Annotated in this window: 28 protein-coding genes; 22 read left to right on the top strand and 6 right to left on the bottom strand. The window is 69.7% G+C overall.

Going from position 1 to position 24,569, the window contains the following annotated elements:
- Positions 1-338: 338 nt before the first annotated feature.
- From ACWGKS_RS14840 to ACWGKS_RS14815, 6 genes are all read left to right on the top strand, one after another.
- A complete protein-coding gene (locus ACWGKS_RS14840; RefSeq protein WP_358503670.1) occupies positions 339-1,034 on the top strand; it encodes a redox-sensing transcriptional repressor Rex in 696 nt (231 codons plus the stop codon).
- A 142-nt stretch (positions 1,035-1,176) separates the two neighbouring features.
- The gene (locus ACWGKS_RS14835) at positions 1,177-2,688 is read left to right on the top strand and encodes a glutamyl-tRNA reductase (RefSeq protein ID WP_358503667.1); all 1,512 of its coding nucleotides are present in this window, start codon (positions 1,177-1,179) and stop codon (positions 2,686-2,688) included.
- The gene (gene hemC / locus ACWGKS_RS14830; protein ID WP_358503664.1) at positions 2,685-3,641 is read left to right on the top strand and encodes a hydroxymethylbilane synthase; all 957 of its coding nucleotides are present in this window, start codon (positions 2,685-2,687) and stop codon (positions 3,639-3,641) included. The genes ACWGKS_RS14835 and hemC overlap by 4 nt, the downstream gene beginning before the upstream one ends.
- A gap of 193 nt (positions 3,642-3,834) precedes the next feature.
- Entirely contained in the window at positions 3,835-5,526 is a 1,692-nt protein-coding gene (locus ACWGKS_RS14825) for a bifunctional uroporphyrinogen-III C-methyltransferase/uroporphyrinogen-III synthase (protein ID WP_358503661.1), read from the top strand.
- Positions 5,527-5,577: 51 nt separating this feature from the next.
- Entirely contained in the window at positions 5,578-6,576 is a 999-nt protein-coding gene (hemB, locus tag ACWGKS_RS14820; RefSeq protein ID WP_358503658.1) for a porphobilinogen synthase, read from the top strand.
- A 92-nt stretch (positions 6,577-6,668) separates the two neighbouring features.
- On the top strand, positions 6,669-7,322 hold the full coding sequence (locus tag ACWGKS_RS14815) for a bifunctional DNA primase/polymerase (RefSeq protein ID WP_358503655.1): 654 nt from the start codon (positions 6,669-6,671) through the stop codon (positions 7,320-7,322).
- A 6-nt stretch (positions 7,323-7,328) separates the two neighbouring features.
- On the opposite strand, the gene ACWGKS_RS14810 is transcribed toward ACWGKS_RS14815, so the two are convergent.
- Together ACWGKS_RS14810 and ACWGKS_RS14805 are read right to left on the bottom strand one after the other, a co-directional pair.
- Positions 7,329-7,976 carry a response regulator transcription factor gene (locus ACWGKS_RS14810; RefSeq protein WP_358503652.1) on the bottom strand — a complete coding sequence of 216 codons (648 nt, stop codon included), beginning with the start codon at positions 7,974-7,976 and terminating at the stop codon, positions 7,329-7,331.
- Positions 7,973-9,259, bottom strand: coding sequence for a sensor histidine kinase (locus tag ACWGKS_RS14805; RefSeq protein ID WP_358503649.1), 1,287 nt, complete (start codon positions 9,257-9,259; stop codon positions 7,973-7,975). The genes ACWGKS_RS14810 and ACWGKS_RS14805 overlap by 4 nt, the downstream gene beginning before the upstream one ends.
- A 255-nt stretch (positions 9,260-9,514) precedes the next feature.
- Between ACWGKS_RS14805 and ACWGKS_RS14800 the strand changes: the two genes are divergently transcribed.
- The 3 genes from ACWGKS_RS14800 to ACWGKS_RS14790 are packed head-to-tail and all read left to right on the top strand — an operon-like array spanning position 9,515 to position 11,837.
- The gene (locus ACWGKS_RS14800) at positions 9,515-10,177 is read left to right on the top strand and encodes a hypothetical protein (protein ID WP_358503646.1); all 663 of its coding nucleotides are present in this window, start codon (positions 9,515-9,517) and stop codon (positions 10,175-10,177) included.
- A complete protein-coding gene (locus ACWGKS_RS14795; RefSeq protein WP_358503643.1) occupies positions 10,174-11,073 on the top strand; it encodes an ABC transporter ATP-binding protein in 900 nt (299 codons plus the stop codon). The genes ACWGKS_RS14800 and ACWGKS_RS14795 overlap by 4 nt, the downstream gene beginning before the upstream one ends.
- Positions 11,070-11,837, top strand: coding sequence for an ABC transporter (locus ACWGKS_RS14790; protein WP_358503640.1), 768 nt, complete (start codon positions 11,070-11,072; stop codon positions 11,835-11,837). The genes ACWGKS_RS14795 and ACWGKS_RS14790 overlap by 4 nt, the downstream gene beginning before the upstream one ends.
- A 63-nt stretch (positions 11,838-11,900) precedes the next feature.
- Here ACWGKS_RS14790 and rraA read toward each other — a convergent pair whose 3' ends face one another.
- Complete coding sequence (gene rraA / locus ACWGKS_RS14785; protein ID WP_358503637.1) at positions 11,901-12,383, bottom strand: ribonuclease E activity regulator RraA; 483 nt, start codon at positions 12,381-12,383, stop codon at positions 11,901-11,903.
- Between the two features lie 274 nt (positions 12,384-12,657).
- On the opposite strand from rraA, the gene ACWGKS_RS14780 reads away from it, so the two are divergent.
- The 5 genes from ACWGKS_RS14780 to ACWGKS_RS14760 all read left to right on the top strand — a co-directional run bounded on the left by ACWGKS_RS14780 (position 12,658) and on the right by ACWGKS_RS14760 (position 17,049).
- A complete protein-coding gene (locus ACWGKS_RS14780) occupies positions 12,658-13,320 on the top strand; it encodes a phosphatase PAP2 family protein (RefSeq protein ID WP_358503634.1) in 663 nt (220 codons plus the stop codon).
- A gap of 198 nt (positions 13,321-13,518) precedes the next feature.
- Positions 13,519-14,814, top strand: coding sequence for a glutamate-1-semialdehyde 2,1-aminomutase (gene hemL, locus ACWGKS_RS14775; RefSeq protein ID WP_358503631.1), 1,296 nt, complete (start codon positions 13,519-13,521; stop codon positions 14,812-14,814).
- Between the two features lie 34 nt (positions 14,815-14,848).
- A complete protein-coding gene (locus ACWGKS_RS14770; protein ID WP_358503628.1) occupies positions 14,849-15,484 on the top strand; it encodes a histidine phosphatase family protein in 636 nt (211 codons plus the stop codon).
- A 295-nt stretch (positions 15,485-15,779) separates the two neighbouring features.
- Positions 15,780-15,878 carry a 30S ribosomal protein bS22 gene (locus ACWGKS_RS14765; protein ID WP_013155353.1) on the top strand — a complete coding sequence of 33 codons (99 nt, stop codon included), beginning with the start codon at positions 15,780-15,782 and terminating at the stop codon, positions 15,876-15,878.
- Positions 15,879-16,101: 223 nt separating this feature from the next.
- Positions 16,102-17,049, top strand: a complete 948-nt coding sequence (locus ACWGKS_RS14760; protein WP_358503625.1) for an NAD-dependent epimerase/dehydratase family protein — start codon at positions 16,102-16,104, stop codon at positions 17,047-17,049.
- Between the two features lie 40 nt (positions 17,050-17,089).
- Here ACWGKS_RS14760 and ACWGKS_RS14755 read toward each other — a convergent pair whose 3' ends face one another.
- Positions 17,090-17,575 carry a MarR family winged helix-turn-helix transcriptional regulator gene (locus ACWGKS_RS14755; RefSeq protein WP_358503622.1) on the bottom strand — a complete coding sequence of 162 codons (486 nt, stop codon included), beginning with the start codon at positions 17,573-17,575 and terminating at the stop codon, positions 17,090-17,092.
- Positions 17,576-17,698: 123 nt separating this feature from the next.
- On the opposite strand from ACWGKS_RS14755, the gene ACWGKS_RS14750 reads away from it, so the two are divergent.
- Positions 17,699-18,379 (top strand): hypothetical protein, encoded by a 681-nt coding sequence (locus ACWGKS_RS14750; RefSeq protein ID WP_358503619.1) that lies wholly within the window; start codon positions 17,699-17,701, stop codon positions 18,377-18,379.
- Between the two features lie 99 nt (positions 18,380-18,478).
- Here ACWGKS_RS14750 and ACWGKS_RS14745 read toward each other — a convergent pair whose 3' ends face one another.
- Entirely contained in the window at positions 18,479-19,285 is an 807-nt protein-coding gene (locus ACWGKS_RS14745; protein WP_452455438.1) for an HAD family hydrolase, read from the bottom strand.
- Positions 19,286-19,532: 247 nt separating this feature from the next.
- Here ACWGKS_RS14745 and ACWGKS_RS14740 point away from each other — a divergent pair, with 247 nt between their 5' ends.
- The 7 genes from ACWGKS_RS14740 to ACWGKS_RS14710 all read left to right on the top strand — a co-directional run bounded on the left by ACWGKS_RS14740 (position 19,533) and on the right by ACWGKS_RS14710 (position 23,820).
- Positions 19,533-20,681, top strand: coding sequence for a putative quinol monooxygenase (locus ACWGKS_RS14740; protein ID WP_358503616.1), 1,149 nt, complete (start codon positions 19,533-19,535; stop codon positions 20,679-20,681).
- A gap of 335 nt (positions 20,682-21,016) precedes the next feature.
- Positions 21,017-21,715 carry an LmeA family phospholipid-binding protein gene (locus ACWGKS_RS14735; RefSeq protein ID WP_358503613.1) on the top strand — a complete coding sequence of 233 codons (699 nt, stop codon included), beginning with the start codon at positions 21,017-21,019 and terminating at the stop codon, positions 21,713-21,715.
- Positions 21,715-22,038, top strand: a complete 324-nt coding sequence (locus ACWGKS_RS14730) for a TlpA family protein disulfide reductase (RefSeq protein WP_358503610.1) — start codon at positions 21,715-21,717, stop codon at positions 22,036-22,038. Before ACWGKS_RS14735 ends, ACWGKS_RS14730 begins: the two co-directional genes overlap by 1 nt.
- A 165-nt stretch (positions 22,039-22,203) precedes the next feature.
- Positions 22,204-22,290, top strand: a complete 87-nt coding sequence (locus tag ACWGKS_RS14725) for a putative leader peptide (protein ID WP_355267795.1) — start codon at positions 22,204-22,206, stop codon at positions 22,288-22,290.
- Positions 22,291-22,367: 77 nt separating this feature from the next.
- Positions 22,368-22,526 carry a hypothetical protein gene (locus tag ACWGKS_RS14720; RefSeq protein ID WP_358503607.1) on the top strand — a complete coding sequence of 53 codons (159 nt, stop codon included), beginning with the start codon at positions 22,368-22,370 and terminating at the stop codon, positions 22,524-22,526.
- Positions 22,527-22,672: 146 nt separating this feature from the next.
- A complete protein-coding gene (locus ACWGKS_RS14715; protein WP_358503604.1) occupies positions 22,673-23,518 on the top strand; it encodes a sulfurtransferase in 846 nt (281 codons plus the stop codon).
- Entirely contained in the window at positions 23,515-23,820 is a 306-nt protein-coding gene (locus ACWGKS_RS14710; RefSeq protein ID WP_067600299.1) for a DUF1416 domain-containing protein, read from the top strand. Before ACWGKS_RS14715 ends, ACWGKS_RS14710 begins: the two co-directional genes overlap by 4 nt.
- 76 nt (positions 23,821-23,896) lie before the next feature.
- On the opposite strand, the gene ACWGKS_RS14705 is transcribed toward ACWGKS_RS14710, so the two are convergent.
- The gene (locus ACWGKS_RS14705; RefSeq protein WP_358503600.1) at positions 23,897-24,367 is read right to left on the bottom strand and encodes a hypothetical protein; all 471 of its coding nucleotides are present in this window, start codon (positions 24,365-24,367) and stop codon (positions 23,897-23,899) included.
- Positions 24,368-24,569: the final 202 nt, after the last annotated feature.

The raw sequence follows: 24,569 nt of genomic DNA, 5'->3' as shown, positions 1-24,569 counted from the left end.
CGGAGTCGCTTCGTCGCGCGCTTTCGCGCGCCGGTGTCGTTCGTCCCCATCGCCCCTCGAACGTCCTTAACGGGGGGTGGTGGGCATTTTCGTCCGTCCGGAATGCGGAGGTTGTGATCCCCGCATTCCGGACGGACACGAGGCGATCATTTGTGTGAACTCCCCTGATGGGCATCACATGCCACCCCACTTTGTGCGTGCTTTCACAAGCGCGTAATCTGGGGTCACCGAACATCACGTAGGTCGGGGGAAGCGCACGGATCCGGTGGCCGACGCGGCCGGGGACGGGCGCGTCCCGCAACCCCGCCCGAACCGACCTCCCCCTGGAGCGCCCGCCTGTGATCAGTCGCCCGCCTCGTCCCCGGGAGAGGGGCATCCCGGAGGCCACCGTCGCCCGACTCCCGGTGTACCTGCGCGCCCTGCAGGCACTCCAGGACCGCGGCACCGCCACCGTCTCCTCCGAGGACCTGGCCGGAGCCGCGGGCGTGAACTCGGCGAAGCTCCGCAAGGATCTGTCGCACCTGGGGTCCTATGGAACGCGTGGAGTCGGGTACGAGGTCGAGTACCTCGTGTACCAGATATCGCGTGAACTTGGTCTCACGCAGGATTGGTCGGTGGCCATCGTCGGCATAGGCAACCTGGGACGCGCGTTGGCCAACTACGGGGGGTTCGGCACCCGCGGGTTCCGTATCGCGGCACTGCTCGACGCCGACCCGGAAGTGGTCGGACGGTCGGTCGCGTCCCTGGACGTGAGGCATATTGACAACCTGGAGGAGGTTGTACGTGACAAGGGTGTGTCCATCGGGGTCATCGCCACTCCGGCCGGTTCCGCGCAGGGCGTGGCCGGCCGCTTCGTCGAGGCGGGCGTGACCAGCATCCTCAACTTCGCCCCCGTCGTGCTGAATGTGCCGGACGGGGTCGATGTGCGTAAGGTCGACTTGTCCATCGAACTCCAGATCCTCGCCTTCCACGCGCAACGAAGGGCCGACGTCGACGGCCCGGGCGCGGAACGGGCAGGGCTGGAAGTGACATAGACACAGGGTCCTTCGGACCCGCACAGGCGGTGGCGAAGAGCGAGCGTGCGCCGCGTTTCGGGGGGCTGACGACAGGGGTCCTCGGTCCTACCCGAACATGGAGAGGCATAAAGCCTGCATTAGTGCCTGCATAGGAGTGCGGATGAGTGTCCTGGCCGTGGGGTTGAGCCACCGGAGTTCGCCGGTGGCGCTACTCGAACGTGTCTCGTTGAACGGAGAGACACGGAGCAAGGCGGTCGGGGAGATGGTCGTTTCCGACGCGGTCAACGAGGCCATGGTGGTCTCCACCTGCAATCGCACGGAGATCTACGCCGACGTCGAGGGCTACCACGGTGGGGTCGCGGCCATCACCGAGCTGCTGTCCTGGCACACCGGCGTGAGCCTGGGCGAGCTCTCCGAGCACATGTACGTGCACTACGACGACCGCGCCGTCCAACACCTGTTCTCCGTCACCTGCGGCCTCGACTCCATGGTCGTCGGCGAGGGCCAGATCCTCGGCCAGGTCCGTGACGCCCTCAAGGACGGCCAGGAGACCGGAACCGTCGGCCGGGTCCTCAACGACCTCGGGCAGCGCGCCCTGCGCGTGGGCAAGCGCGCCCACACCGAGACCCACCTCGACCACGCCGGCGCCGACATGGTCGCCTTCGGCCTCAGCGTCGCCACCCGCGGCCTCGCGGTGACCCCCAGTCCCGACATGCCGGTCTCCGCCGTCACCCCGCCCGCGGGCTGCCCCATGTCCGGACAGGGCCCCTCCGAACCGGGCGAGGAGGCTCCGCGCACCCTCAGCGCCGTGCTGCCCTCCGGTCCGCTCACCGGTACCGGCGTCCTGGTCCTGGGCGCCGGCTCCATGAGTGCCCTGTCCGCCAACACCGTCGCCCGCCAGGGCGCCCGCACGGTCACCGTCGCCAACCGCACCCACGAGCGCGCCGCCCGCCTCGCCGAGTGCCTCAACGAGGCCTACGACACCGTCGACGCGCGCACCGTTCCGTTCATGGACGCCATCGACGCCCTCGCCGACGTCGACCTCGTCATCTCCTGCACCGGCGCCCAGGGATACGTCCTCACCGCCGACGAGGTGGCCGCCGCCACCAAGGGCCGCACCAGACCGTTGGTCTTCCTCGACCTGGCGCTGCCCCGGGACATCGACCCCGCCGTTCGCGAGCAGGACGGCGTCCGCGTCGTCGACATCGAGGACCTGCGTCAGGCGGCCTCGGCCGACGCGGCGGACGGGGACCCCGGTCGCTCCAGCGCCCTCGAACTCGTGCGCGGAATCGTCGACGAGGAGGTCGACCAGTTCCGGGCCGTGCGCCGCGCCGACCAGGTCGCGCCCACCGTCGTCGCCCTGCGCTCCCAAGCACGCGAGGTCGTCGAGGCCGAGCTCTCCCGCCTGAACGGCCGGCTGCCCGACGACCTCGACGACCGCACCCGCGAGGAGATCGGCCGCGCGATGCGTCGCGTCGCCGACAAACTGCTGCACCGACCCACCGTGAGGGTCAAGGAACTGGCCGCGTCCCCCGACGGGGAGTCCTACGAGACCGCGCTGCGCCGGCTGTTCGACCTCGACGCACGGACCACAGAGAAGCCTCGGGCTCCGCGAAGGACGGTCGCGCCCGGACGGCCCGACACCGCGCGGACCGCACAGGAGAACGCATGAGCGCCACACCCGCCAGGCTCGGCACCCGCCGCAGCACCATGGCGACCAGCCAGTCCCAGATCGTGGCCGACACGATCACCGAGCGAACCGGCCAGGCCATCGAGCTGGAACTCATCACCAGCTTCGGTGACGTCACCAAGGCCCACCTGACCCAGCTCGGCGGCACCGGAGTGTTCGTCAACGCGCTGCGCGACGAACTGACCGCCGGCAACATCGACTTCGCGGTGCACTCCCTCAAGGACCTGCCCACGACCCCCGCGGACGGACTCGTCCTCGCGGCCATCCCCGAACGCGACGACCCACGCGATGCCCTGTGCGCTCGCGACGGGCTCAAGTTCGACGACCTCCCCGCCGGCTCCAAGATCGGTACCGGTTCACCGCGCCGCGTCGCCCAGCTGGCCGCGCTGCGTCCGGACCTGGTCTACGTGCCCATCCGGGGCAACGCCGAGACGCGCCTGGGCAAGGTCACCTCCGGTGAACTCGACGCCGTCATCCTGGCCTACGCCGGGCTGGGCCGAGTGGGCCGTCGCGACGCCGTCACCGACGTGTTCGATCCCGAGCGGATGCTGCCGGCCCCGGGCCAGGGCGCCCTGGCCGTGGAGTGCTCCACCGAACGCGCCGAAGGCGACCTCTCCTACCTGTCCGCCGTCGACCACGCGCCCACCCGGGCCGAGGTCGTCGCCGAACGCGTCGTGCTGGCCGAGCTCGAAGCCGGTTGCGCGGCCCCGGTGGGCGCCTTCGCCGAATACGGCGAGGGCGGCCTGCGGTTGCGCGCGGCCGTGGTCGCCACCAACGGCTCCACCGCCATCCGCGGTGAGCGCACCGTGGAGATCTCCTCCCCGGACGACCTCGACACCGCGATCGCGCTCGGTCGCGACCTGGCCCGACAGATGATCGCCGAGGGCGCCGACCGCATCGTCGCGGAGGCCTTCGCCGAAAGGGACACCCCCTAGTGTCGCTTCGGTCGGGTTTCGCCCGTTACGACGGGGTGGACCTTGACCGACGCGGCACTGGAGACCATTCGGGACAGCGCCGGCCACCGGCGCGGAAGACTGTCGCGGAAGACCCGCGCGGGTCGCCTCATCCGCAACCGTCCCGGAGACCGCGCCCCGGGAGGCGGGCGACCCACATACGAGGAGCGAGTACGTGAACGCCAACGCCAACCCCCTTCCGGAGGAACCGCGTCGCAGCACGCGCGAACCGGGTCACGTGGCCCTGGTCGGCTCCGGCCCGGGAGGAGCCGAGCTACTGACGCTGCGCGGCGCCGAGCTGTTGCGCCGCGCCGACGTGGTCATCCCCCCTCGCGAGCCCGCGGGGGAGGAGCTGGCCGCCTTCCGGCGGGACCTGCTCTCCCACTGCCGCGAGGACGTGTCCGTGGTGGAGGCCGCCGAGTGCGGCGGCGACATCGACACCCTCGTGCTGACCCGCGCCCGTGAGGGGCAGCGGGTCGTGCGCCTGTACTCGGGGGACCCGTTCTTCGGCTGCCGAGGAGCCGAGCTCGTCGCCGCCTGCAAGGAGGCCGACGTCGAGGTCGAGGTCGCGCCCGGCGTCTCCTCGATCACCTCGGTGCCCACCTTCGCCGGCATCTCGCTGATGGGGGAGGGCGCTCCCGAACTGCGCGTCCTGCACGCCCGCCCGCACGGTGGCAAGGAGGTCGACTGGCAGGAGGCCGCGGCCAGTGACGCGCCACTGGTGATCCTCGGCGCGGACGCCCCCGTGGGCGAGGCGCCCGAGCACCAGGGGCCCGGCTTCGACGTACTCTGCAAGACCCTCATCGCCGGTGGCCGTCCGGCCACCACGCCGGTCGCCGTGGTCCGTGCCGGTGGGACCACCAGACAGACCACCGTGATCTCCACGCTGGCCCGGCTGGTCTCCGAACTCAAGTCCACCGACGCCAAGAACCATCACGTCACCGCGCCCGCGCTGATGATCGTCGGTGCCCCGGTCGCCCGCCACGCCGAACAGTCCTGGTACGAGACCCGACCGCTGTTCGGGTGGCGTGTCCTGGTGCCTCGAACCAAGGAACAGGCCGCGTCCCTGTCCGAACAGCTCCACAACCACGGTGCCGTGCCGGAGGAGGTGCCCACCATCTCGGTGGAGCCGCCCCGCACCCCGCAGCAGATGGAGCGGGCCGTGCGCGGCCTGGTCACCGGCCGCTACCAGTGGGTCGCCTTCACGTCCGTCAACGCGGTCAAGGCCATCCGCGAGCGACTGCAGTCCTACGGCCTGGACGCCCGCGCCTTCGCCGGAGTCAAGGTCGCCGTGGTCGGCGACGCCACCGCGCAGGCCGTTCGCGACTTCGGCATCGAGCCCGACCTGGCGCCGCCGGAGGACGTTCAGTCCAGCCGGGGCCTGGTGTCGGTGTGGCCGCCCTACGACGCCGAGATCGACCCCATCGAGCGGGTCCTGCTGCCACGTGCCGACATCGCGACCGAGGTCCTCTCCGCCGGTCTCACCGACCTGGGATGGGAGGTCGACGACGTCACGGCCTACCGCACCGTGCGGGCCGCGCCGCCGCCCCAGCCGATCCGTGAGGCCATCAAGGGCGGTGGTTTCGACGCCGTGCTCTTCACGTCCTCCTCCACGGTCCGTAACCTGGTGGGCATCGCCGGCAAGCCGCACAACACCACCGCCATCGCGGTGATCGGCCGGGAGACCGAGCAGACCGCCATCGAATTCGGCCTGCGTGTCGACGTCGTCGCACCGAAGGCTTCGGTTTCGGCCTTGGTGGAGGCACTTTCGGAGTACGGTGCCGCCAAGCGCCAAGAAGCGATCGACGCCGGAAAGCCCGTCCTCAAGCCGAGCCAGAAGCGTCGCGGTCGCCGCCGCAAGCTTTGAGCGCGCCCAGGACCACCTCACCTCTTCCGTCCCACGACCCGGGAGCTCTCCATGACCTTCGGTGACCACGACGCCTCGTTCCCCGTCGCCCGGCCGCGCCGCCTGCGCCGAGGGCAGGCGCTGCGTCGCCTGGTCTCGGAGACCCGGGTGCTGCCGGAGAACCTCGTCCTGCCCATGTTCGTCAAGGAGGGACTCACCGAACCGGTGCCGATCTCCTCGATGCCCGGGCAGGTGCAGCACACCGGGGACAGCCTGCGCAAGGCCGCGCACGAGGCCGTCGAGGCCGGGGTCGGTGGACTGATGCTGTTCGGCATCCCCGAACACAAGGACTCCGTCGGTTCGCAGGCCGACGACCCGGACGGTGTGGTGCAGGTGGCCCTGCGCGACCTGGCCGCCGAGGTCGGTGACGACATCGTCGTCATGGCCGACCTGTGCCTGTGCGAGTACACCGACCACGGTCACTGCGGCCCGCTGGAGCACGATGGGCACGTGAACAACGACCTCACCCTGGAGCGGTACGCGTCGATCGCCGCCGCCCAAGCGGAGGCGGGCGCCGCCGTGGTCGCGCCCAGCGGCATGATGGACGGCCAGGTCGCGGCGATCCGGGAGGGCCTGGACCGGGCCGGTCACGCTCAGGTGCCGATCCTGGCCTACGCCGCCAAGTACGCGTCGGTGTTCTACGGGCCCTTCCGAGAGGCCGCGGAGGGCGCCCCGCAGTTCGGAGATCGCTCCGGCTACCAGCAGGACCCCGGCAACGTCCGTGAGGCGTTGCGGGAAGTGGCCCTGGACGTGGCCGAGGGCGCCGACATGGTGATGGTCAAACCAGGCCTGGCCTACCTCGACGTGGTGGCCAAAGTGGCCGAGTCCGCTCCGGTACCCGTGTCGGCCTACCAGGTCAGTGGCGAGTACGCCATGATCGAGGCGGCGGCGGAGAAGGGCTGGCTCGACCGGGAGCGGGCGATCCTGGAGACCTTGACCTCCTACCGACGCGCGGGGGCCGAACAGATCCTCACGTACTGGGCCACCGAGGCGGCACGGCTACTGCGCTGACACGCACAAGGCTTTCGCCCCGGTCGCGGCCACCGGGCGCCGAGCCACATCGAACCGGCCGCGCCCGCACCGAAGTCGACCGGGGAGCTCAGATGGCCGATGTGTTGTACCGCCGGAAGCGTCGCCGCACCACGGACAGCATGCTGGAGTCGGCGTTGCGCTACGCCGAACTGGGCTGGCCCGTGGTCCGGGGCGCCGCCCCGGGGCAGGACCGGTCCTGTACCTGTGACCGCATGGGATGTCCCGACCCGGCCGCGCATCCGACCACCGCGGCCTGGGGCGTGGAGGCCAGCACCGACTCCGACAAGATCCGTCGTTGGTGGACCATCGACCCGAACGCGAACGTGGTGCTGCCCACCGGTCGGGTCTTCGACGTGTTGGACGTGCCCAGTGAGGCCGGTGTGATGGCCCTGGCGCGGATGGGACGCCGGGGCGTACCCGCCGGCCCGGTCGCGGCCCTGGACTCGCGCTACCTGTTCTTCGTGGCCACCCGTTCCCCGATGGACGAGGACGAATGGTGGTCGTGTCACCTGGACTGTGTCCCCGAGGCCGTGGAGGAGATGCCGGGCCTGCGCTGGCACTGCCGGGACAGCTTCGTGCTCGGCGCCCCGTCCGTGCTCGCCTCGGGAGGTCGCGTCACCTGGATCCGCGCCCCGCGCGACTCCGAGGACCCCGTGATCCTCCCCGACCCCATCGCGGTGCTGGACATCCTGGCCGACGCCAGCGAGGAGTTCTCCGCGACCTGACCCGGTTCAGCCCTCGCCGCGGCCGACCCGCAGGGCCAGGGCCGTGCGGTCGCGCAGCCCCAGTTTGCGCAGAATGCTGGTGACGTGGTTCTTGGCGGTGCCCTCGGTGATGAACAGCGCGCGGGCGATCTCCCGGTTGGTGCGGCCCTCGCCCACCAGCCGTGCCACCTCCCACTCCCGGTCGGACAGCGCCGCGGGAGCGGCCGGTTCCGGTTCGACCGGGACGGGCACGCTCAACGCGGCGACCAGGCGTTCGGCGGCCGGCCCGCCCAGGATGGTCTGGCCGGCGGCCACCCGGTGGATGGCGGCCACCAGCTCTTCGGGTGGTACGTCCTTGAGCAGGTAACCGCGCGCGCCGGCGCGCAGACAGCCCAACACGAGTTCGTCGTCGTCGAAGGTGGTGAGCACGAGCGCGGGTACCCCGGGGTGTTCCTCGCGCATCCTGGTGATCAGCTCCATGCCGTCCATGCGCGGCATCCTGGCGTCCACCAGGGCCACGTTCGGCGGTGGTGAGGCGGACAGGAGTCCCAAGGCCTCGACACCGTCCGCGGCCTCGCCGACGACCTCGATGCCCTCCTCGATCTCCAACAGCTTGCGCAGCCCCTGCCGCAGCAGGATCTGGTCGTCCACGACCAGTACGGACACCGTGTTCACAGGCCACCCCCGGCGGCCACGGTAGCGGGACGGTCGACTGTTCCGGGTTCGCAGGGCACCTCCACCCGCAGCCGGAAACCACCGCCGGTCCGGCCGCCGGCGGTCACCGAGCCCGCCACCGCCGACACCCGCTCGCGCAACCCCCGTAGGCCGAAGCCGGAACACAGGACGTCATCGCCCGCCCCGACGCCGTTGTCGGTCACCGTCACCGACACACCTTCGGGGGCGGCCTCGACCTTCACCTCGATCCGATCCGCGCCCGAGTGGCGCATCGCGTTGGTCAACCCCTCCTGGAGCGTGCGGTAGCAGACCAGTTCGGCCTCCTCAGGCAGACGCGGCCAGGAACCGGCCTCGGTGAAGTCGATGCGCACCCCGCCCCCGGAGAACGACTCCGTCATCGCGCGCATGGCGGCCGTTCCGGCGCGTCCCTCCAACCGGAGCGGGCGCAGGGCGCGCACCCAACGCCGGGTGTCGGTGAGCGCCTCACGGGCCAGTTCACGGGCCTGCTCGACCTCGGTCCATGCGTCCTCGGGGCGGGCGGTGCGGAAGCGCAGGGCGTTGGACAGCGACATGGTCAGGGCGGTGAGGTAGTGCCCGGTGCTGTCGTGCATCTCCCTGGACATACGCGCCCGTTCCTCGGCCACGGTCAGCTCCCGAACACGGTCGGCGTGGCGGCGCAGCTCCTCGTGGGCGCCGGCCAACTCGCGAAGGAGTTCCCGGGTGCGCTCGGCGCGCTGCGCGGCGACCGACAACGCCACGTAGGCCGCCCCGGACAGCATGGCGAGCATGGTCAGTCCGATGGCCAGGGCCACCCCGACCAGCAGGGGCATCCCGGGGAGGAGGACCGTCGTCATCGAGAACACGATGAGGAGCACCGCGTACCCGAGCAGTCCGGCGATGCCGAAGACGGCCACGGCGTTCATCGCGGCCACGCACACCAGGAGGAACGTGGTGTGGTTGCTGATGAACATCGTGCCCAGGCTGAGCAGGAGGAAGAGCACGGTGGCGGCCCGGCCCGCCCATGAGGTCCGCGGGCTCCAGGGCAGGAACGGCCACAGGGCGCAGGACAGGACCAGGCCCACCGCGCCGGCGACCAGGTAGCCGATGAGCAGGGGGTCCGTCGTCCGGAGCTCCTCCGCGCCGCCGGCGAGGAAGGCGACCCCGAACATGAGCATGGTGGTGAGGACCGCCATCCAAAAGAGCAGGTTCAACACTCGCGGGGGGCGGTTTCCACGCAGAGCCACCCAGGCGGAGAGATCGGGCGGAGCGTCGGACTTCTTCATTTCTTGAGAGTAACCGGGAAATGGTCGGTGGGGACCTCGGGAAGGTCATGGCATCGGCATGTTCGTCACCATGACCTCCGGCATGTTCCGAAGCCGGGAAAGACGTGACCCCGCCATGTCCGTGGGTCGATGTGGGCCCACGCCCTTCCCTTCTACCTTTTCACCTGTAGCCGAATTCAGGGACCAGGAAGGGTCGATGGGAAGATGGAAACAGAAGCCGAGGAAAGGGAGGGAAACCTCTTCCCGAGGGCGGGGGTGACGATTTCCGTACTCCTGTCCCTGCTGATGCTCGGGGTCGGCGCCGCCGTCTGGGCGGACCTTCCCGCGATGGTCCCCAGCGGGAAGGTCGACTTCTCCGGCGAACCCACGATGACCCCTCGCCCGCTCTTCGCGATGGCGATGCCGGCGGTCACCCTCCTCGTCGTGCCGACCGTGGCCTTCCTGCCCGCGCTGGGCGAACGGTTCCAACGGGTGTCGGGACAGGGGACACCGTGGTCGGCGCCCTCACTGCGGCGGTTCCTGAACCTTCTGCTCCCGCTGCTGTCCCTGGCCCTGGCGGCCCTGCACACGGTGCTGCTCCTGTGGGAAGCGGGCCACGCGACCTGGCCGTCCAACGACCACCTCATGGCGGCGGTCCTCGCCTTCTTCCTGGTGGGGCTCGGGCTCATCGTCCCGCTGCTGCGCGCGGCTCGGGGAAGCGACGATCCGGCCGCCCGTTGGTGGGAGCGGGCGCGCCGGCCGGTGAGCGCGGGCATCGTCCTGGTCGGTTCGGTGGCGGGGGCGACCGGGTTCCTCCTGGGGGAACCGGTCATGGCGGCCTACGCGACCGGTCTGATCGGTCCGGTGATCCTCGTGGGCTGTGCCGTTCCGTTCATCGGAGAACGGAACCGGAAGAACGATTCGAGGAGTGACTCATGAGTACTGACGAAATGATCGGGGTCGAGAAACTCACCCGGTCCTATGGGACGAACACGGGGATCTTCGACATCGATTTGTCCGTCCGCGAAGGGCGGGTCTTCGGGGTGGTCGGCCCGAACGGGGCCGGAAAGACCACGTTGCTGTCGATCCTCGCCGGAACCCGCGCTCCGGGGAGCGGAAGGGTGCGTTCCCACGCGGAACGGATCCTGTTCTGCCCGGACGTACCCGACTTCGAACCCTGGCTGACCGCCGCCGAGGTGGTCGAACTCAGCGCCCGAATGGTGGGGGCGCCCGCCGGGCCCGCCGAGGTGGCGAGGGCCCTGGAGCGGGTGGGGCTCACGGAGGCCGCCGACCGTCGCAACGGGAGGTTCTCCCGGGGCATGCGGCAGCGACTGGGTCTGGCCGCCGGCCTGGTCTGCCGACCGGACGTGCTCATCCTCGACGAACCGGCTTCCGGGCTCGACCCCCGGGGCCGGGCCGACATCCTCGACCTCATCACCGAACTGCGTCGGGAGTGCACCGTCATCCTCGCCAGTCATCTACTCGGAGACGTCCAGAGAGTGTGCGACGACGTCGTGGTGATCGTCGGGGGCCGTGTGGTCCACCAGGGCCCCGTCGCCGACATCGCCGACCAGGGGCGCCCCAACGCCTGGTATCTGCGGATCCGCGGGCGGGCCGACCACCTCGCCGCGCTCCTGGCCGCCGAGGACTGGGTCACCCGGGCGGACGCGGTCGAGGAGGACTGCGTGCTCCTGGAAGCCGTCGACGCGACCGCGGGCGAGTCGGGGATCCCCCGAGCCCTCGCCGAGCACGGTGTGCCACTGGTCGGCCTCCACGGATACCAGGAGGACCTGGAGTCGGTCTTCCTCTCCCTCACGAACAGGACGGACCGATGAACGGCACCCTCTACCGGCTCGAAGCCCTCCGACTGCTGCGCACGCACACCCTGCTCCTGCTGGTCCTGGCCTTCACCGCCTCCGGTGCCGTCGGACCCTTGACCGCCTACTTCATGGAGGACCTGCTCCGGCTGGCCGATCCCGAGGGCGAACTGGCGGCGTTGGACCTGGAGGTCCCGACGATGACCGCCGGCGACGCCCTGGCCTCCCACGTCGAACTGGTCGCGCCCCTGGGAGTGCTGCTCGTGGTGCTGGTGGCGGCCATGGCCCTGACGGTGGACGCCGCCCCCGGCCGTTCCGTCTTCTACCGGTCCAGGGTGTCGGGGACGGCGCGACTGATCCTGCCCCGGGTCGTCCTGCCCGCACTCGCCGCCGTCCTCGCGCACCTGGTGGGGGCACTCGTGGCCTGGGCGTTCACCGCGATGTTCTTCGACGGGCCGCCGCTGCCGGCGACCATGCTCGGTGCCCTGCTGGGCGGGGTGTACATGGTCTTCGTGGTCGCGGTGGTGGCACTGGCGTCGTCCCTGGTCCGCAACGCGCTCGCCGTGGTCGGTATCGCCGTCCTGGTGTTGGTGGTCTGCGCCGGGGCGGGGAGCCTGCCGTTCCTGGCCGAGTGGGCGCCCGGCGCCCTGCTCCAGGGGATGGTGCTTCCGGCGGTGGGCGCGCCGCTCGGCGACCTCCTCCCGGCGATCGCGACCACCGTCGTGCTCACCGTCGGGGCCCTCGCCCTCGCGCTGAACCGGAGCGGTGCCCGAGAGATCTGATTCGTGTCGGTAAGTGAACGATGGGGGCCTTCTCCGGCCCCCATCGTTCATGTCTGATTCGTCTCAGATCCGTGTCTCGTTGACGACGATGCCGTCGTGGTCGCTGTAGAGCCACTCGCCGGGGACGAACGTGACGTCGCCGAAGGTCACCGGGACGTCCTGCCGACCGGCCGCGTCCTTCACGGACTTGCGCGGGTTGGAGCCCAAGGCCTTCACGCCCAGCTCCAGACCCCCGAGGGCGACGGTGTCGCGGACCGCGCCGTTGATGACCACCCCGGCCCAGCCGTTGCGCACGGCGGACTCCGCGATCATGTCGCCCATCAGGGCGGTGCGCAGCGAGCCGTTCCCATCCACGACCAGGACGGCGCCCTCGCCGGGGGAGGCGAGGATCTGCTTGACCAGGCCGTTGTCCTCGTGGCAGCGCACGGTGCGGATCGGCCCGGAGAACACGTCGTGGCCGCCGTAGCGGCGGAACTGTGTGGAGCAGCTGCGCAGGGTGTCGCCGTGGTCGTCGATCAGGTCCGCGGTGGTGAAGTTCGTGGCCATGACAGCTCCGGTCGCTGGGAGAGACGGATGGGCCCGTCCAAATTACTCAGCGGTAGTGCCGAGGGCGTTCGTCGGGGTCGCGTGTCTCCTACATCGGACCGGACGTGCGCCTTCGTCGGATTTCGGCGTAGTACGGCCCTGCGGGGTTCCGGTTGATGACAGGATGAAGGCTTCCCGTCATTCGACCGTGGGAGTTCCGTCACCGGAACGTCGCCCAGCCTTTTCCCTGCCGCTTGAGCGACTCTTCTCCCCCGTACGACCCCAATGGAGAGAGATGGTCTCCGAGATCTTCGCCATCAGCGCCGCCTGGTCGCGAGCCGTGATCGATTTCGCCGCCGGACTCGACCCCTGGATGCAGTCCGCGGCAGAGCTGGGCACCGACCTGTTCCTCGGTGTCTTCGCGCTCTTGTTCCTCATGGCCTGGTGGAAGGCCCGATCGGTCGACTCGCGCCGAGTCGGCCTGGCGCTCTTCGCCCCGGTCGCGACCGTCATCGCCTACTTCGTCAGCGTGACGATCAAGTCGTTCTTCCAACAGATGCGGCCCTGTCAGGCCATGACGGACCTCAGCGTCATCGCCACCTGTGATCCCATCGGCGACTGGTCGTTCCCCAGCAACCACTCCGCGATCGCCGGTGCCGCCGCGGCCGCGATCATCATCGCCTGGCGCCGCTTCGCCGTCGTCGCGGCCGTCTTCGCCTTCCTGGAGGCCTTCTCCCGGGTCTTCGTCGGCGCCCACTACCCGCACGACGTCACGGTCGGCCTGCTGGTCGGCGCCATCGTCGCCACCCTGGTCTCCCTCCTGGCCGCCCGCCCGATGACCTTCCTCGTCGACCGGCTCGCGGAGATCGACGCGCTGCGCCCCCTCCTGCGCGCCAAGCCCCCGGTCCCCGGCCCCGGCCACGAGGCCATTCGGCAGGACACGCACGCCAAGGCGTAGACCCCGAACCCGTGTGCCCTGCTCCATTCCCGGAGCAGGGCACATGTTCGTCTCCCCGCGGGTCCGGAGCCCGGCACCGACGTCTACCGGCTCGTACGCGTCATCCTGCGTGATCGAGCGGGTACCCGGAGCCCAGGTGGCACGAAGTGCGGGGTGGGTCACGGTCGCGGTGGAGGGGACAGCTGAGACACTGGTGAGGTGGGTACTCAACAGACTTCCGCAGAGCTCTTCCGGCGGGCGGCCGCCGTCGTCCCCGGCGGCGTGAACTCGCCCGTCCGCGCCTTCGGCGCCGTCGGCGGCACCCCGCCCTTCTTCGTCAAGGGCGAGGGCCCCTACCTCACGGACACCGACGGTCGTCGCTACGTCGACCTCGTCTGCTCCTGGGGGCCGCTCGTCCTCGGCCACGCCGACCCCTCCGTGGTGGAGGCCCTCCACGGTCAGGTGGCGGCCGGTACCTCCTACGGCGCCCCGACGCCCGGTGAGGTCGAACTCGCCGAGCTGATCGTGGAACGCACCTCCGTCGAGAAGGTCCGCCTGGTCAACTCCGGGACCGAGGCCACCATGTCCGCGATCCGCCTCGCCCGCGGATTCACCGGGCGCGGCAAGGTCATCAAGTTCGCCGGCAACTACCACGGCCACGTCGACGCCCTTCTCGCCGCCGCCGGTTCAGGTCTCGCCACCTTCGCGCTGCCCGACTCCCCGGGTGTCACCGGTGCCAGCGCCGCGGACACCATCGTGCTGCCCTACAACGACGTCGAGGCCGTCGAACGGGCCTTCGCCGAGCACGGCGACGAGATCGCCTGCGTGATCGCCGAGGCCTGCCCGGCGAACATGGGCGTGGTCCCGCCCCGCGCCGGATTCAACGCCCGGCTCAAGGAGATCGCGCACGCCAACGGCGCCCTGCTGATCCTCGACGAGGTCCTCACCGGCTTCCGCGTCAGTACCTCCGGTTGGTACGGCCTGGAGGAGGTCGCCGGTGACCTGGTGACGTTCGGCAAGGTCATGGGCGGCGGACTGCCCGCCGCGGCCTTCGGCGGACGCGCCGACATCATGGACCGGCTCGCCCCGAACGGCCCCGTCTACCAGGCGGGCACGCTGTCCGGGAACCCGCTGGCCACGGCGGCGGGCCTCGCCACCCTGCGTGGTGCGACCTCGGCGGTCTACGAACACATCGACCGGGTGTCCACACAGGTTCAGGCCGAGGTCTCCAAGGCGCTCGGCGCCGCCGGGGTCACCCACCGGGTCCAGAACGGCGGCAACCTGTTCACGGTCTTCTTCACCGACCAGGACGTCGTCGACTTCGACACCGCTCGGGCCACCGACACCAAGGTGTTCGCGGCGTTCTTCCACGCCATGCTCGAACAGGGCGTGTACCTGCCGCCCGCCGCGTTCGAGGCCTGGTTCTTCTCGGCCGCGCACGACGAGAACGCCATCGACCAGGTGGTCTCCGCCCTGCCGAAGGCGGCCCGGGCCGCCGCCGAGGCCCAGGGCTGATCACGCCCGAACCCCGCACAGAAGGACTCCTACGATGACCACGACCACCGTCGTCCACCTGCTTCGCCACGGTGAGGTGTACAACCCCGACAAGGTCCTCTACGGACGCTTGCCCGACTACCACCTGAGCGATCGTGGGCAGCGGATGGCGGAGCTGGCCGCCGACTGGTTCGAGGGCCACGACATCGCGGCCCTGTACTCCTCGCCGCTGGATCGCACCCAGGAGACCGCGATCCCGCTGCAGAAGGCGTTCGACCTGCCGGTGACCCTGGACGATCGGCTCATCGAGGCGGCCAACAAGTTCGAGGGAATGACGTTGTCCGCGGCCTCGGCCCGCGACCCACAGGTGCTGAGGAGGCTCTACAACCCGTTCCAGCCCTCGTGGGGCGAGCCCTACCAACAGGTCGTGCAACGGATGGTCGACGTGATCAAGGTGGTCCGTCGGGCGGCCTGGGGGCGCGAGGCCGTGTGCGTCAGCCACCAGTTGCCGATCTGGATGGCACGACGGGCCTCGGAGGGCAAGCGACTGTGGCACCGGCCGGATCGGCGCGAGTGCAACCTGGCCAGCGTCACGTCGTTGACCTTCGCCGACCAGCGTCTGGCCAGCGTCAGCTACGCGGAGCCGGCGGCCGGGCTGTACGTCGATGGGCAGTCCGTTCCGGGTGCCTGACCGATTGTTCGAAGTGTGAGACCGCCTGCGGGGCGGCCGGAACGGGCCGCCCCGAGGCCGTACTTCGCGTGGTTCGTGTCCGTTGAACACGACCTACCGGATAAGCTGGGGCCACGGGTGCGGTAGATATGCGTGCTCAGTGCCGCCCTCCCCGGGGTCCGCCCCGGTCGCACCGGCCGCGCACGCGAAACGCGTGTGAGCCACCGCGAGCCCGGTTACCGCATCCGAGCCGCCAGGTGTTCCGCATCAGCGGTTCGGCATGTCCGTACTCACTCGTCAGCGAGAAGGTGATCCCATGGGTTCCGTCATCAAGAAGCGTCGTAAGCGGATGGCGAAGAAGAAGCACCGCAAGCTGCTCAAGCGCACGCGTGTCGCGCGTCGCAACAAGAAGTAGGACCTCTCAGCGGCGAACGTATCTCCGCGGGCTTGGGCGTGCCCCAGGGCTCGCCTCGGACGCGGAGACACTTCCCCCTTTGCGTGGCATTGCCCACGGCAATGGAATTTTCTGGGTGAAGCGCTGTTGTGCTTCACGGGTCGCGGTCGCCGCTTCACCCCCTGGCGGGTGAACGGTCCGCGGGCCTTTCGCACCACCGTCTCCTTCCAAGGAACGTGTCGCCATGGCTCGTGTCGTACTGGTCACCGGGGTCTCCAGCCCCCTCGCTGCCAGGGTCGCCCAGGCCCTGAGTGAGAGGCCCGGCGTGCGCCGGGTGATCGGAGCGGACTCCTCACCTCCCCCGGGTGAACTGCCGGGGATCGAGTACCGGCACGTCGACCTGCACGACGGAAGCCTGGACCGGATCGTCACCGACTCGGGCGCCGACCTGGTCCTGCACCTGGGTCTGGACACGGTGAAGGGCGCGGACCGGGAGGACGACCTCCTCGGCACCATGCGTGTCCTGGGCGCGGCCCAGCGTTCCGATTCCGTCCGCCGTCTCGTGGTGCGCTCCAGCGCCACGTGGGAGGCCGACGACGCGGCCGTGGTGGAGCGGGACACCCGCGCACTCCAACGCCGGCGCCCGGACCTGTCCGTGGCCGTGCTGAAGTTCGCGAACCTCATCGGTCCCTCCGTGGACACCCCCCTCACCCGTTACATGGACTACCGGGTCGTGCCCACCGTCATGGGCCGAGACCCGCGCGTGCAGTTCCTGCACGAGGACGACGGCGCCGAAGCGCTCACGCTCATGGCGCTGAGCGAACAGACCGGTTTCTTCGACGTCTCGGGGGCGGACACGGTCCCCCTCTCACACTGCCTGCGCCGCATCGGCGGCCAGCGCGTCCCAGTGCCGGCCCGCGGCCTGAAGGCGTTGCGCGGCGTGGCCAAGCGCGGCCGGATCGGTTACGCGAGCGCCAGCGCCGCCCGCACCGTCAACACCGGGCTGCACGCCGCCCGGCTGGACCCGACCTCGCTGTGCACAGCCCTGGACTGGTCGCCCGCCTACAGTTCCATCGAGGCCTTCGAGTCGTACGCGCACAGCCGTGGCGGCGTCGCTCGAAGCGGTGGACGCGGCGCCGGACTGCGCCCGGGGCACGTCATCGCTCTGGCCCGAGCCACCCTGGGCCGCTGACCCCACCCGTTACCCCACCCCCGCACCGACCGGGGAGCGCTCACCGGTCCCGCAGTTCCTCCGCCCATGCCCGCAGGCCCGCCGCGAAACCCGCGCGGTCGCGCTCGGGCAGGCGTTCCATCGCGCGTCGCAAGGGCGCCGCACGCGCCGCGACCAGTGCTTCCACCGACGGCCGGTAACCCGTGGCCAGACTCAGCAGGGTGCGCCGGCGATTGTCCGGATCCTCCTCGGCGACGACCAGTCCCGCCCTCCTGAGGTCACCGGCCAGTTCGCTGGCGGTCGGCATGGAGACGGCCATGCGTTCGGCCAGTTCACCGACGCCGATGGAGCGGACCACCGCCAGCTGTCCGAGGACCCCGCCATGGCGCGCGGTCAGTCCGTGTTCGGCGAAGACCGCGGCGACGTCATCGGGCATGTCCGTGCGGATCCGTCGGAAGTAGACCTCCAACTGCGGTATCACCCCGAGTTCCGCCACCAGTTTCGGATCGGGGCGTTGGAAGGGTTCTGAAGCGCGCTCCTGTGCCATGCCCATGATCATAAAGATTCGGGTGAGCAAACTGTTTGTATATCCGAAGTATTGCCTCTAGGCTGAGATGCCAGACCACGGTGTCCGCCGGAGCCCCGTGCGGCGCCGAGTGAGGAGCGAGTCATGGCAGCCGCCACGCCCGGGCACTCCGGCCCGATGTTCGACCCACCGCACCCGTACGGCTACGTGTACATCGGCGTGAGCGTGTCACCGCCCGAACGCGGGCCCATCGTGCGAGGTGACCGGAGACGGGAGGAGGCCCTGGCGGAGTTCGGCGGGCTTCTCCCCGAGGTGGAGGCCCGGCCCGAGGTCGTCGCCGTCGCTCTCTACGAAGCCGTGTTCATGCCGCCGCTGTCCGGAGCCCCCCGGTACGACGTCCTCCTTCTCATCACGACCGTCTCGCCCGAGGCCGCCGACGACCTCTTGGGCTCGGAGGCCTATCGGGCATTGGACGGAGAGCTCGTGATGGTCGCCCGCAACGTCCGCCGGATCGGCGAGACCGAGGACGGTTCCAGGTCGACCTTCCTGTTCAACCACTTCACCGCGCCCGATCCCGAACGCGCCGTCGTGGCCTGGGAGGACCTGGCCCACTGGTACGTCACCTCGATCGGGGTGGACAACAGCACCCTCCTGCGACCACAGGGAGAAGCCGCCTTCGCCATGGTCAACCAGGTTCGGTTGCCGGGAGGGCCGCTGCGCTTCCTGCTCGCGCAATTCGTTCGGCCGAGTTTCTTCCGAAGGGTGCGCGGCGGGCTGCGCTCGGAGGGGATGAGGGCGCTGCCGGTGTTCTATCGGCGCGTCTGAACATGCTGCGGCGGCCCGGACTCATGGCAGGGGGAAAAGGGGACGGGTTCGAGGGCGAGCGTCGCTCTGCGTTCCGCTCAGCGCTTCTCGGGGAGTTCCTCAGGGGGTGGGGAAGGACTTGCGGTGCCGTACCGCACGCACCGCGACCGCGCCGGCCACCGCACCCGCCACGGCCGCGGGGACGGCCACCTTCAGGGCTCGTCGGTGTCTGCGGAAGTCGTGGACCGGCCACTGGTGGGTCCGGGCGTACCGGCGCAGGTCCCCGTCCGGGTTGACCGCGTGCGGATCGCCCACCAACGACAGCAGCGGCAGGTCGTTCGAGGAGTCGCTGTAGGCCGAGCAGCCCGCCAGGTCCCACCCCTCCTTGCGGGCGAGCTCCCGCACCGCCACGGCCTTGGCCGGACCATGCAGCAGGTCGCCGTTGAGTCGTCCGGTGTAGACCCCGTCGACGCTCTCGGCCTCGGTGCCCAATGCGCCGGTCAGTCCCAGCCGGTGTCGGATGATCTCCGCCAGTTCCACCGGGGTCGCGGTGACCAGCCAGACCGGCCGCCCGGCGTCCAGGTGGCCTTGAACGAGCCGTCGGGCGCCCTCCCAGATGCGATCGGCCATGGTGTCGTCGTAGATCTCCTCGCAGAGGGCGACCAGGTCCCGCACGTCGTGTCCGGCGACGAACGCCAGGGCGGCCTCACGTGCGGCGTTGATGTGCTCGGGTTGTTCGCTGCCGGTCACCCTGAACACCGTCTGCCCCCACGCGAACCGCATGAGGTCGCGAGTGGTGAACAGGTCACGGGAGGCGAGCCCGCGGGCGAAGTGGTAGATCGAAGCGCCGCGCATCAGGGTGTTGTCCACGTCGAAGAAGGCGGCGCCGGGACCGATCGGGTTCGGGAACGTCGCGTCCAATGGCACGGTTCTCTCCTGGATCAGGTGGGGGAGGTCGCCCTCCGGCGGCCGGGGTGAGGCCCCCGCGTACTGTGAGCCTAGGGGCACGAGGCGCCCCGGTGGGGCCGCTGCACCGCCACGAGAATCCTGGTGATGAAGCTCACAGTGTAAAAGGCGGTTCCGGCCCGCACTCTGCGAGATCTCCTCAGGGGCCGACCCCTCAAAAGTGCACGTTGTGCACATCCACTCATCAGCGTGCATCATCATTGTCGAGATGGTCACGGTAGGTCTGACATTCATTAGCGCGTTGGTCGGCTGGAGCGCCACCGCCGCGCTGACCGCTTATGCCCAACGTCGGCCCGGTATCGCCGCGATCGCATGGTTGATCGCCGCGCTGGCCGTCACGGTGGGACTCAGCGCCGCGGTGATCGGGGTGCTGTTCGATTTCGGTGAGCCCACCTTCCGACTCCTGCAACTGGGTGTCAGCCTCCTCGGGCCCGTCTACATGGCGTGGGGGGCCTTCGAATACGCGGTCCGCGCGCCGAACGCCCGGTTCACCTCACGCCTGTTCCTCAGCGTCTTCACCATCGTTCCCCTGGTGGTGCTGGCCGTCGACCGCGCCAGCGGTCGCTTCGACTCCTCCTTCCCCCCGCTGGCCGAACACTACGATCTGATCCCGCGCGCGCTCGTGAACGGTGCGCAGGTCTTCGCCGTCGTCCTCCTCGTCACCGCGCTGGTCTCCGTCGCGCGGCGCGGCCTCCGCGGCCCCGGGAGGACCGATCTGATCGTTCTCGGGCTGCTCGCCCTGGCCACGCTCCTCTCCGCGGTCGTCGGCCGCTTCGGGCTGGACGCCGTGGGCCCGCTGCTGATGCTCGGCGCGGTCTCCGCGCTCTGGGGCGCCGGAGCACTGGCGGCCAAGCCCCGTCGCGACGTCTACGACGATGACGACGACTACTACGACGACGAGTACGACGACGCGGACGACGAACTCGACGAACCGCAGGAGGAGCCCGTGCGCCGTAAGCGCCGCAACGCCGACCACTACGACGACCACTTCGCAGGGGCCCCGGCGCCCACGCCGCCCAGCAGCAAGCTGCGCGGCGTCATCACGATCTACACGCTCGCCGACGGGCAGGGTGACGGCTTCGACCGGCTCGCCAACGCCGTCGTCGGCGAGGTGTCCGCGCGTGAGCCCGACACCCTTTTGTTCGCCTCGCACACGGTGCCCAGCGCGCCGTTGCAGCGCATCGTCTACGCGATCTACCGGGACGAGCTCGCGCAGGAGGAACACGAGCAGCAGTCGCACATGCTGGAGTTCGCCCGCCGACTGCCGGCGCACGTGGTCGCCACCAACGTGATCGAACTCTCGCTCTCCGACGCCTCCGCCAACGACGGCCTCGCCGCCATGCTGATGCCTCGTTGACGCGATCCGCGTGATCCCCGCTGGAACAGCGGTTTCGTCGCCGGCGCCCCTCTCCGTAACGGATGGGGGCGCCTCGCTCGTTCACCCTCCGCCCACGCCTCGAAGGCGCCCCACGCCGCCCCCGGTTCCTCTCGTTCGCGTCTCGATGGCTCGGGACCGCAACCAACCCGGACATCTCCGCGTCATATGCGAAGTGACGTACCCTTCCCTACAGGTTTTTCATGACCGGTGCCCTCCGGGTGCCGGTGGCGTGTGACCACGACCGGCCGGACGACCCAGCCGAGAGGCGCGCCGGATCGAAAGCCGGATCGAAAGAAAGTGTGCTGGGATCTCCGATGCGTAAGTTCCTTCTCGTCTTCCTGATCCTCCTCGCGGCTCTCGTGGTGGTGGCGGACATCGGGGCGCGTTCATTCGCGCAGAACACCCTCGCCGAACGTCTGGCCGATCAGATGGAGATGTCCGAGGATCCGGACGTGTCCATCGAGGGTTGGGCCTTCCTGCCGCAGGTACTGAGCGGTACCTACACCGAGGTCGACATCAACGCCGACAGCGCCACGATGAGCGATGTGACGGTCGAGCAGGTCGAGGCCACCGCCTCGAACGTCGAGGCGCCGCTGAGCGACCTCATGGACCAGCCCACCGTGATCGCGGGCCAGGTCGAGGGCTCCTTCGTGGTGCCCTACTCCTACTTCAACCCCTACCTGCCCGAGGGCATGACCATCAGCACGGAGGGCGACGAGCCCCGCATCAGCGGTGAGCTCGCCCTGCCCGAGCTGGGGCTGAGCACCTCGGTGTCCAGCGCCGGCGAGTTCACGGTCGACGGGGACGTCCTCTCCGTCACCCCTCGGGGCATCGAGGTCGGTGACCTGCCGATCGACGTCGACGAGCAGGTGGCCGGAATGCTCACCTTCAGCGCGCAGGTCCCCGAGTTGCCGCTCGGCCTGACCGTCACCGACGTGGAGGCCACTTCCAGTGGCCTGCTGATCACCGGTACCGGCTCGGACCTTCCGCTGATGGGTTCCGAGGTCGCCTGATGGCCCCCGCGGTGGAGTCGCTCGGCGCCGAGGAGATCGGCGCCGAGCTGGGCGCGAGGGCCACCCTCGTGCAGATCTCCAGTGCCTTCTGCCAGCCCTGCCGAGCCACCCGCCGCGTCCTGACGGAAGTGGCGTCGATGGTGGAGGGTGTGGCCAACGTCGAGGTCGACGCCGAGTCGCACCTGGACCTGGTGCGTCGGCTGGAGGTGCGGGGGACCCCCACCGTCTTCGTCCTGGACGCTTCCGGCCGGATCGTGCGGCGGGCACAAGGCCAGCCCCGCAAACCCGATGTGATCGCCGCGCTCGGACAGGCCGTCTCCTAGACCCGAGCCCGGGTGGTTCTCTTCCATGAATGCTCTCCGAGACGCCGTTCTCATATTCCGGAACACCCTGAAAGCCCGTCCGGCCCGGCGGAGCGGGCAATACGGCTTCCCCTGTGATCCAGGCCACCAGTGACAATCAGTGGTGCTGCCTGTAGCGTCTAAGACGTGACTTCCTTGACGAGCGCGTATCTGACGAAGCGACGGGCGGTTGATTTCTGCCGCGTCGCCGCCGCGCTCTGTCCATGTCCCTAGGGCGAACGGGCCCTCGGCCCCGCCTATTTCGTGCGATCGGCTTCCTCGGATCTCCACGCACACAGGGATGAAGTTTCATGCGAGTCGAGTTCGACGGGCGTCCGTACGCCCCCGGCACAGAGCGACACATCGACGCCCGCACCCTCGTGAGCTCGGAGCGGCAGGCCGCGACCACGTTCGCCCCCACTCCGCGTAGTGCCCTTCCCGCCTTCCACCCGGCCCCTCGCCGGGTGTAGCGGGGTACCCCGAACAGGTCCCCCCGACAGGGGACATCCCCATCAGGGGAAGGCCACGACGACACCCCGACTTCCGGCAGCAGGGCCCGGAAGCACCACGCATCCGACTCACACGCGACATCGCACAGAAACACAGGAGGTTCCCCATGAGCCGCTCCGACGTCCTCGTGGACGCCGACTGGGTGGAGGCTCACCTGGACGACGCCGACGTCGTCCTCGTCGAGGTGGACGAGGACACGTCCGCCTACGACAAGGGCCACATCCGAGGCGCTGTCAAGATCGACTGGAAGACGGACCTTCAGGACCCGGTCCGCCACGACTTCGTGGACAAGACCGGCTTCGAGAACCTGCTGTCGGCCAAGGGCATCGGCAACGACGACCAGGTCATCCTGTACGGCGGTAACAACAACTGGTTCGCCGCCTACGCGTACTGGTACTTCAAGCTCTACGGTCACGAGAACATCCGCCTGTTGGACGGTGGCCGCAAGAAGTGGGAGCTCGACTCCCGCGAGCTGGTCAAGGACGTCCCCGAGCGGGCCGCGACCGAGTACGAGGCCAAGGAACAGGACACCTCGATCCGCGCCTTCCGCGACGAGGTCGTCGAGGCCATCGGCACCAAGGCCCTGGTCGACGTCCGCTCGCCCGACGAGTTCACCGGCAAGCTGCTCGCCCCGGCACACCTCCCGCAGGAGGCGGCCCAGATCGGTGGGCACATCCCCACCGCGCGCAACATCCCGTGGGCCAAGACGGCCAACGAGGATGGCACCTTCAAGACCGCCGAGGAACTGCGCGAGCTCTACACCGAGGCCGGTGTGGACCTGGACAAGGACATCATCGCCTACTGCCGTATCGGCGAGCGCTCCTCGCACAGCTGGTTCGCGCTCCGCGAGATCGTCGGCATCCCGAACGTCAAGAACTACGACGGCTCCTGGAGCGAGTACGGCTCCCTGGTCGGCGTTCCGGTCGAGGTGGGGGAGGCCGAGCCCAAGTGAGCGACAGTTGCGGAGCCCCCGAGGGCGGTGTCGCCCTGGCCGACGTCGACGCGGGAAGCCAGGCGGTCATCCAGGGCACGGTGACACGTGACGGGCAGCCGCTGCGCGGTGCCTACGCCCGTCTGCTGAACTCCTCCGACGACTTCGTCGGAGAGGTCGCCACCGGTGACGAGGGGACCTTCCGGTTCTTCGCCACCGATGGTGCCTGGAAGGTGCGGGTGCTGGCCTCGAAGGGCTTCACCGGCGAATACCCCGTCCAGGCGGAGGTCGGCAAGGTCGTGGACGTACAGGTCCAGGCCTGACCGACGGTCGAACCACCGCAGCGCCGGTGCCGACGGAGAGATCCGTCCGGCACCGGCGCCGCGTCGTTTTCCAGGCTCAGCGCTCCCGGGGCGGTGGCGGCTCCTCATCCGGAACTTCGTACAGCTCGGCGAGCTCCCGGTTGATCGCCAGAGCCAGCCTCGCCTGGTCGAGCATCGCCTGGCGGTAGAAGGGGGAAGTGGCGGCGAAGGAGAAGGCGGCGATCCCGAACCACAGGAAGACGGAGGACCCATCCTGAACCATCGACCTGGCGATCAGGATCACAGAGTTGCCGAGAAGGAACAGGATCATGCCTGAGAAGTACCAAGGGTTCTGCCACCGGCGATTCAGGTCGGCGGCCGCACTGACGGTCAGCTGAGCCGTTTCGGGGTCGGGCGCGGGCGCACCACGGCGCAGGTACGGACGGATCCTGCGCCGTTCCGCGCCGATCGGTGCCTTGTGGGCGAGGGCGCGTTCCCTCCAGTGGGTGCGCCCCCTTCGGTGATTCCAGACATGGCCCCGTGCCACGCAGACCAGGGCGGCGACCATGAGCAGGAGTGAGAACAGAGGCAGGACGAGGGTGGGACCGGAGATGGGGGACTCCCGGGTATCCGAGGGGCGTGACCTTCGCCGGCATTATGTCGCTTCACCGGTTGCGCGGATCGTCCGGGTTCCGGCCGACGAGGGAGTCGGGTGAGCGGCCGCTCGACGCGTGGGTTTTCCACAGGTGGGGGATCGGTACTGGAAAGCG

The organism is Nocardiopsis sp. NPDC055879 (assembly GCF_053615935.1).
This window is presented reverse-complemented; position numbering and strand designations above follow the sequence as displayed.

Excerpts from the sequence above, each read along its gene's own strand:
- ACWGKS_RS14780 (WP_358503634.1), top strand. The coding sequence starts at position 12,658 with ATGGTCTCCGAGATCTTCGCCATCAGCGCCGCCTGGTCGCGAGCCGTG.
- ACWGKS_RS14720 (WP_358503607.1), top strand. The coding sequence starts at position 22,368 with ATGCGAGTCGAGTTCGACGGGCGTCCGTACGCCCCCGGCACAGAGCGA.
- ACWGKS_RS14805 (WP_358503649.1), bottom strand. The coding sequence starts at position 9,259 with ATGAAGAAGTCCGACGCTCCGCCCGATCTCTCCGCCTGGGTGGCTCTG.
- ACWGKS_RS14705 (WP_358503600.1), bottom strand. The coding sequence starts at position 24,367 with ATGGTCGCCGCCCTGGTCTGCGTGGCACGGGGCCATGTCTGGAATCAC.
- hemB (WP_358503658.1), top strand. The coding sequence starts at position 5,578 with ATGACCTTCGGTGACCACGACGCCTCGTTCCCCGTCGCCCGGCCGCGC.
- ACWGKS_RS14815 (WP_358503655.1), top strand. The coding sequence starts at position 6,669 with ATGGCCGATGTGTTGTACCGCCGGAAGCGTCGCCGCACCACGGACAGC.
- hemC (WP_358503664.1), top strand. The coding sequence starts at position 2,685 with ATGAGCGCCACACCCGCCAGGCTCGGCACCCGCCGCAGCACCATGGCG.
- ACWGKS_RS14835 (WP_358503667.1), top strand. The coding sequence starts at position 1,177 with ATGAGTGTCCTGGCCGTGGGGTTGAGCCACCGGAGTTCGCCGGTGGCG.
- ACWGKS_RS14795 (WP_358503643.1), top strand. The coding sequence starts at position 10,174 with ATGAGTACTGACGAAATGATCGGGGTCGAGAAACTCACCCGGTCCTAT.
- ACWGKS_RS14755 (WP_358503622.1), bottom strand. The coding sequence starts at position 17,575 with ATGGCACAGGAGCGCGCTTCAGAACCCTTCCAACGCCCCGATCCGAAA.
- ACWGKS_RS14740 (WP_358503616.1), top strand. The coding sequence starts at position 19,533 with ATGGTCACGGTAGGTCTGACATTCATTAGCGCGTTGGTCGGCTGGAGC.
- ACWGKS_RS14790 (WP_358503640.1), top strand. The coding sequence starts at position 11,070 with ATGAACGGCACCCTCTACCGGCTCGAAGCCCTCCGACTGCTGCGCACG.
- ACWGKS_RS14750 (WP_358503619.1), top strand. The coding sequence starts at position 17,699 with ATGGCAGCCGCCACGCCCGGGCACTCCGGCCCGATGTTCGACCCACCG.
- ACWGKS_RS14765 (WP_013155353.1), top strand. The coding sequence starts at position 15,780 with ATGGGTTCCGTCATCAAGAAGCGTCGTAAGCGGATGGCGAAGAAGAAG.
- ACWGKS_RS14715 (WP_358503604.1), top strand. The coding sequence starts at position 22,673 with ATGAGCCGCTCCGACGTCCTCGTGGACGCCGACTGGGTGGAGGCTCAC.
- rraA (WP_358503637.1), bottom strand. The coding sequence starts at position 12,383 with ATGGCCACGAACTTCACCACCGCGGACCTGATCGACGACCACGGCGAC.
- ACWGKS_RS14730 (WP_358503610.1), top strand. The coding sequence starts at position 21,715 with ATGGCCCCCGCGGTGGAGTCGCTCGGCGCCGAGGAGATCGGCGCCGAG.
- ACWGKS_RS14770 (WP_358503628.1), top strand. The coding sequence starts at position 14,849 with ATGACCACGACCACCGTCGTCCACCTGCTTCGCCACGGTGAGGTGTAC.
- ACWGKS_RS14735 (WP_358503613.1), top strand. The coding sequence starts at position 21,017 with ATGCGTAAGTTCCTTCTCGTCTTCCTGATCCTCCTCGCGGCTCTCGTG.
- ACWGKS_RS14760 (WP_358503625.1), top strand. The coding sequence starts at position 16,102 with ATGGCTCGTGTCGTACTGGTCACCGGGGTCTCCAGCCCCCTCGCTGCC.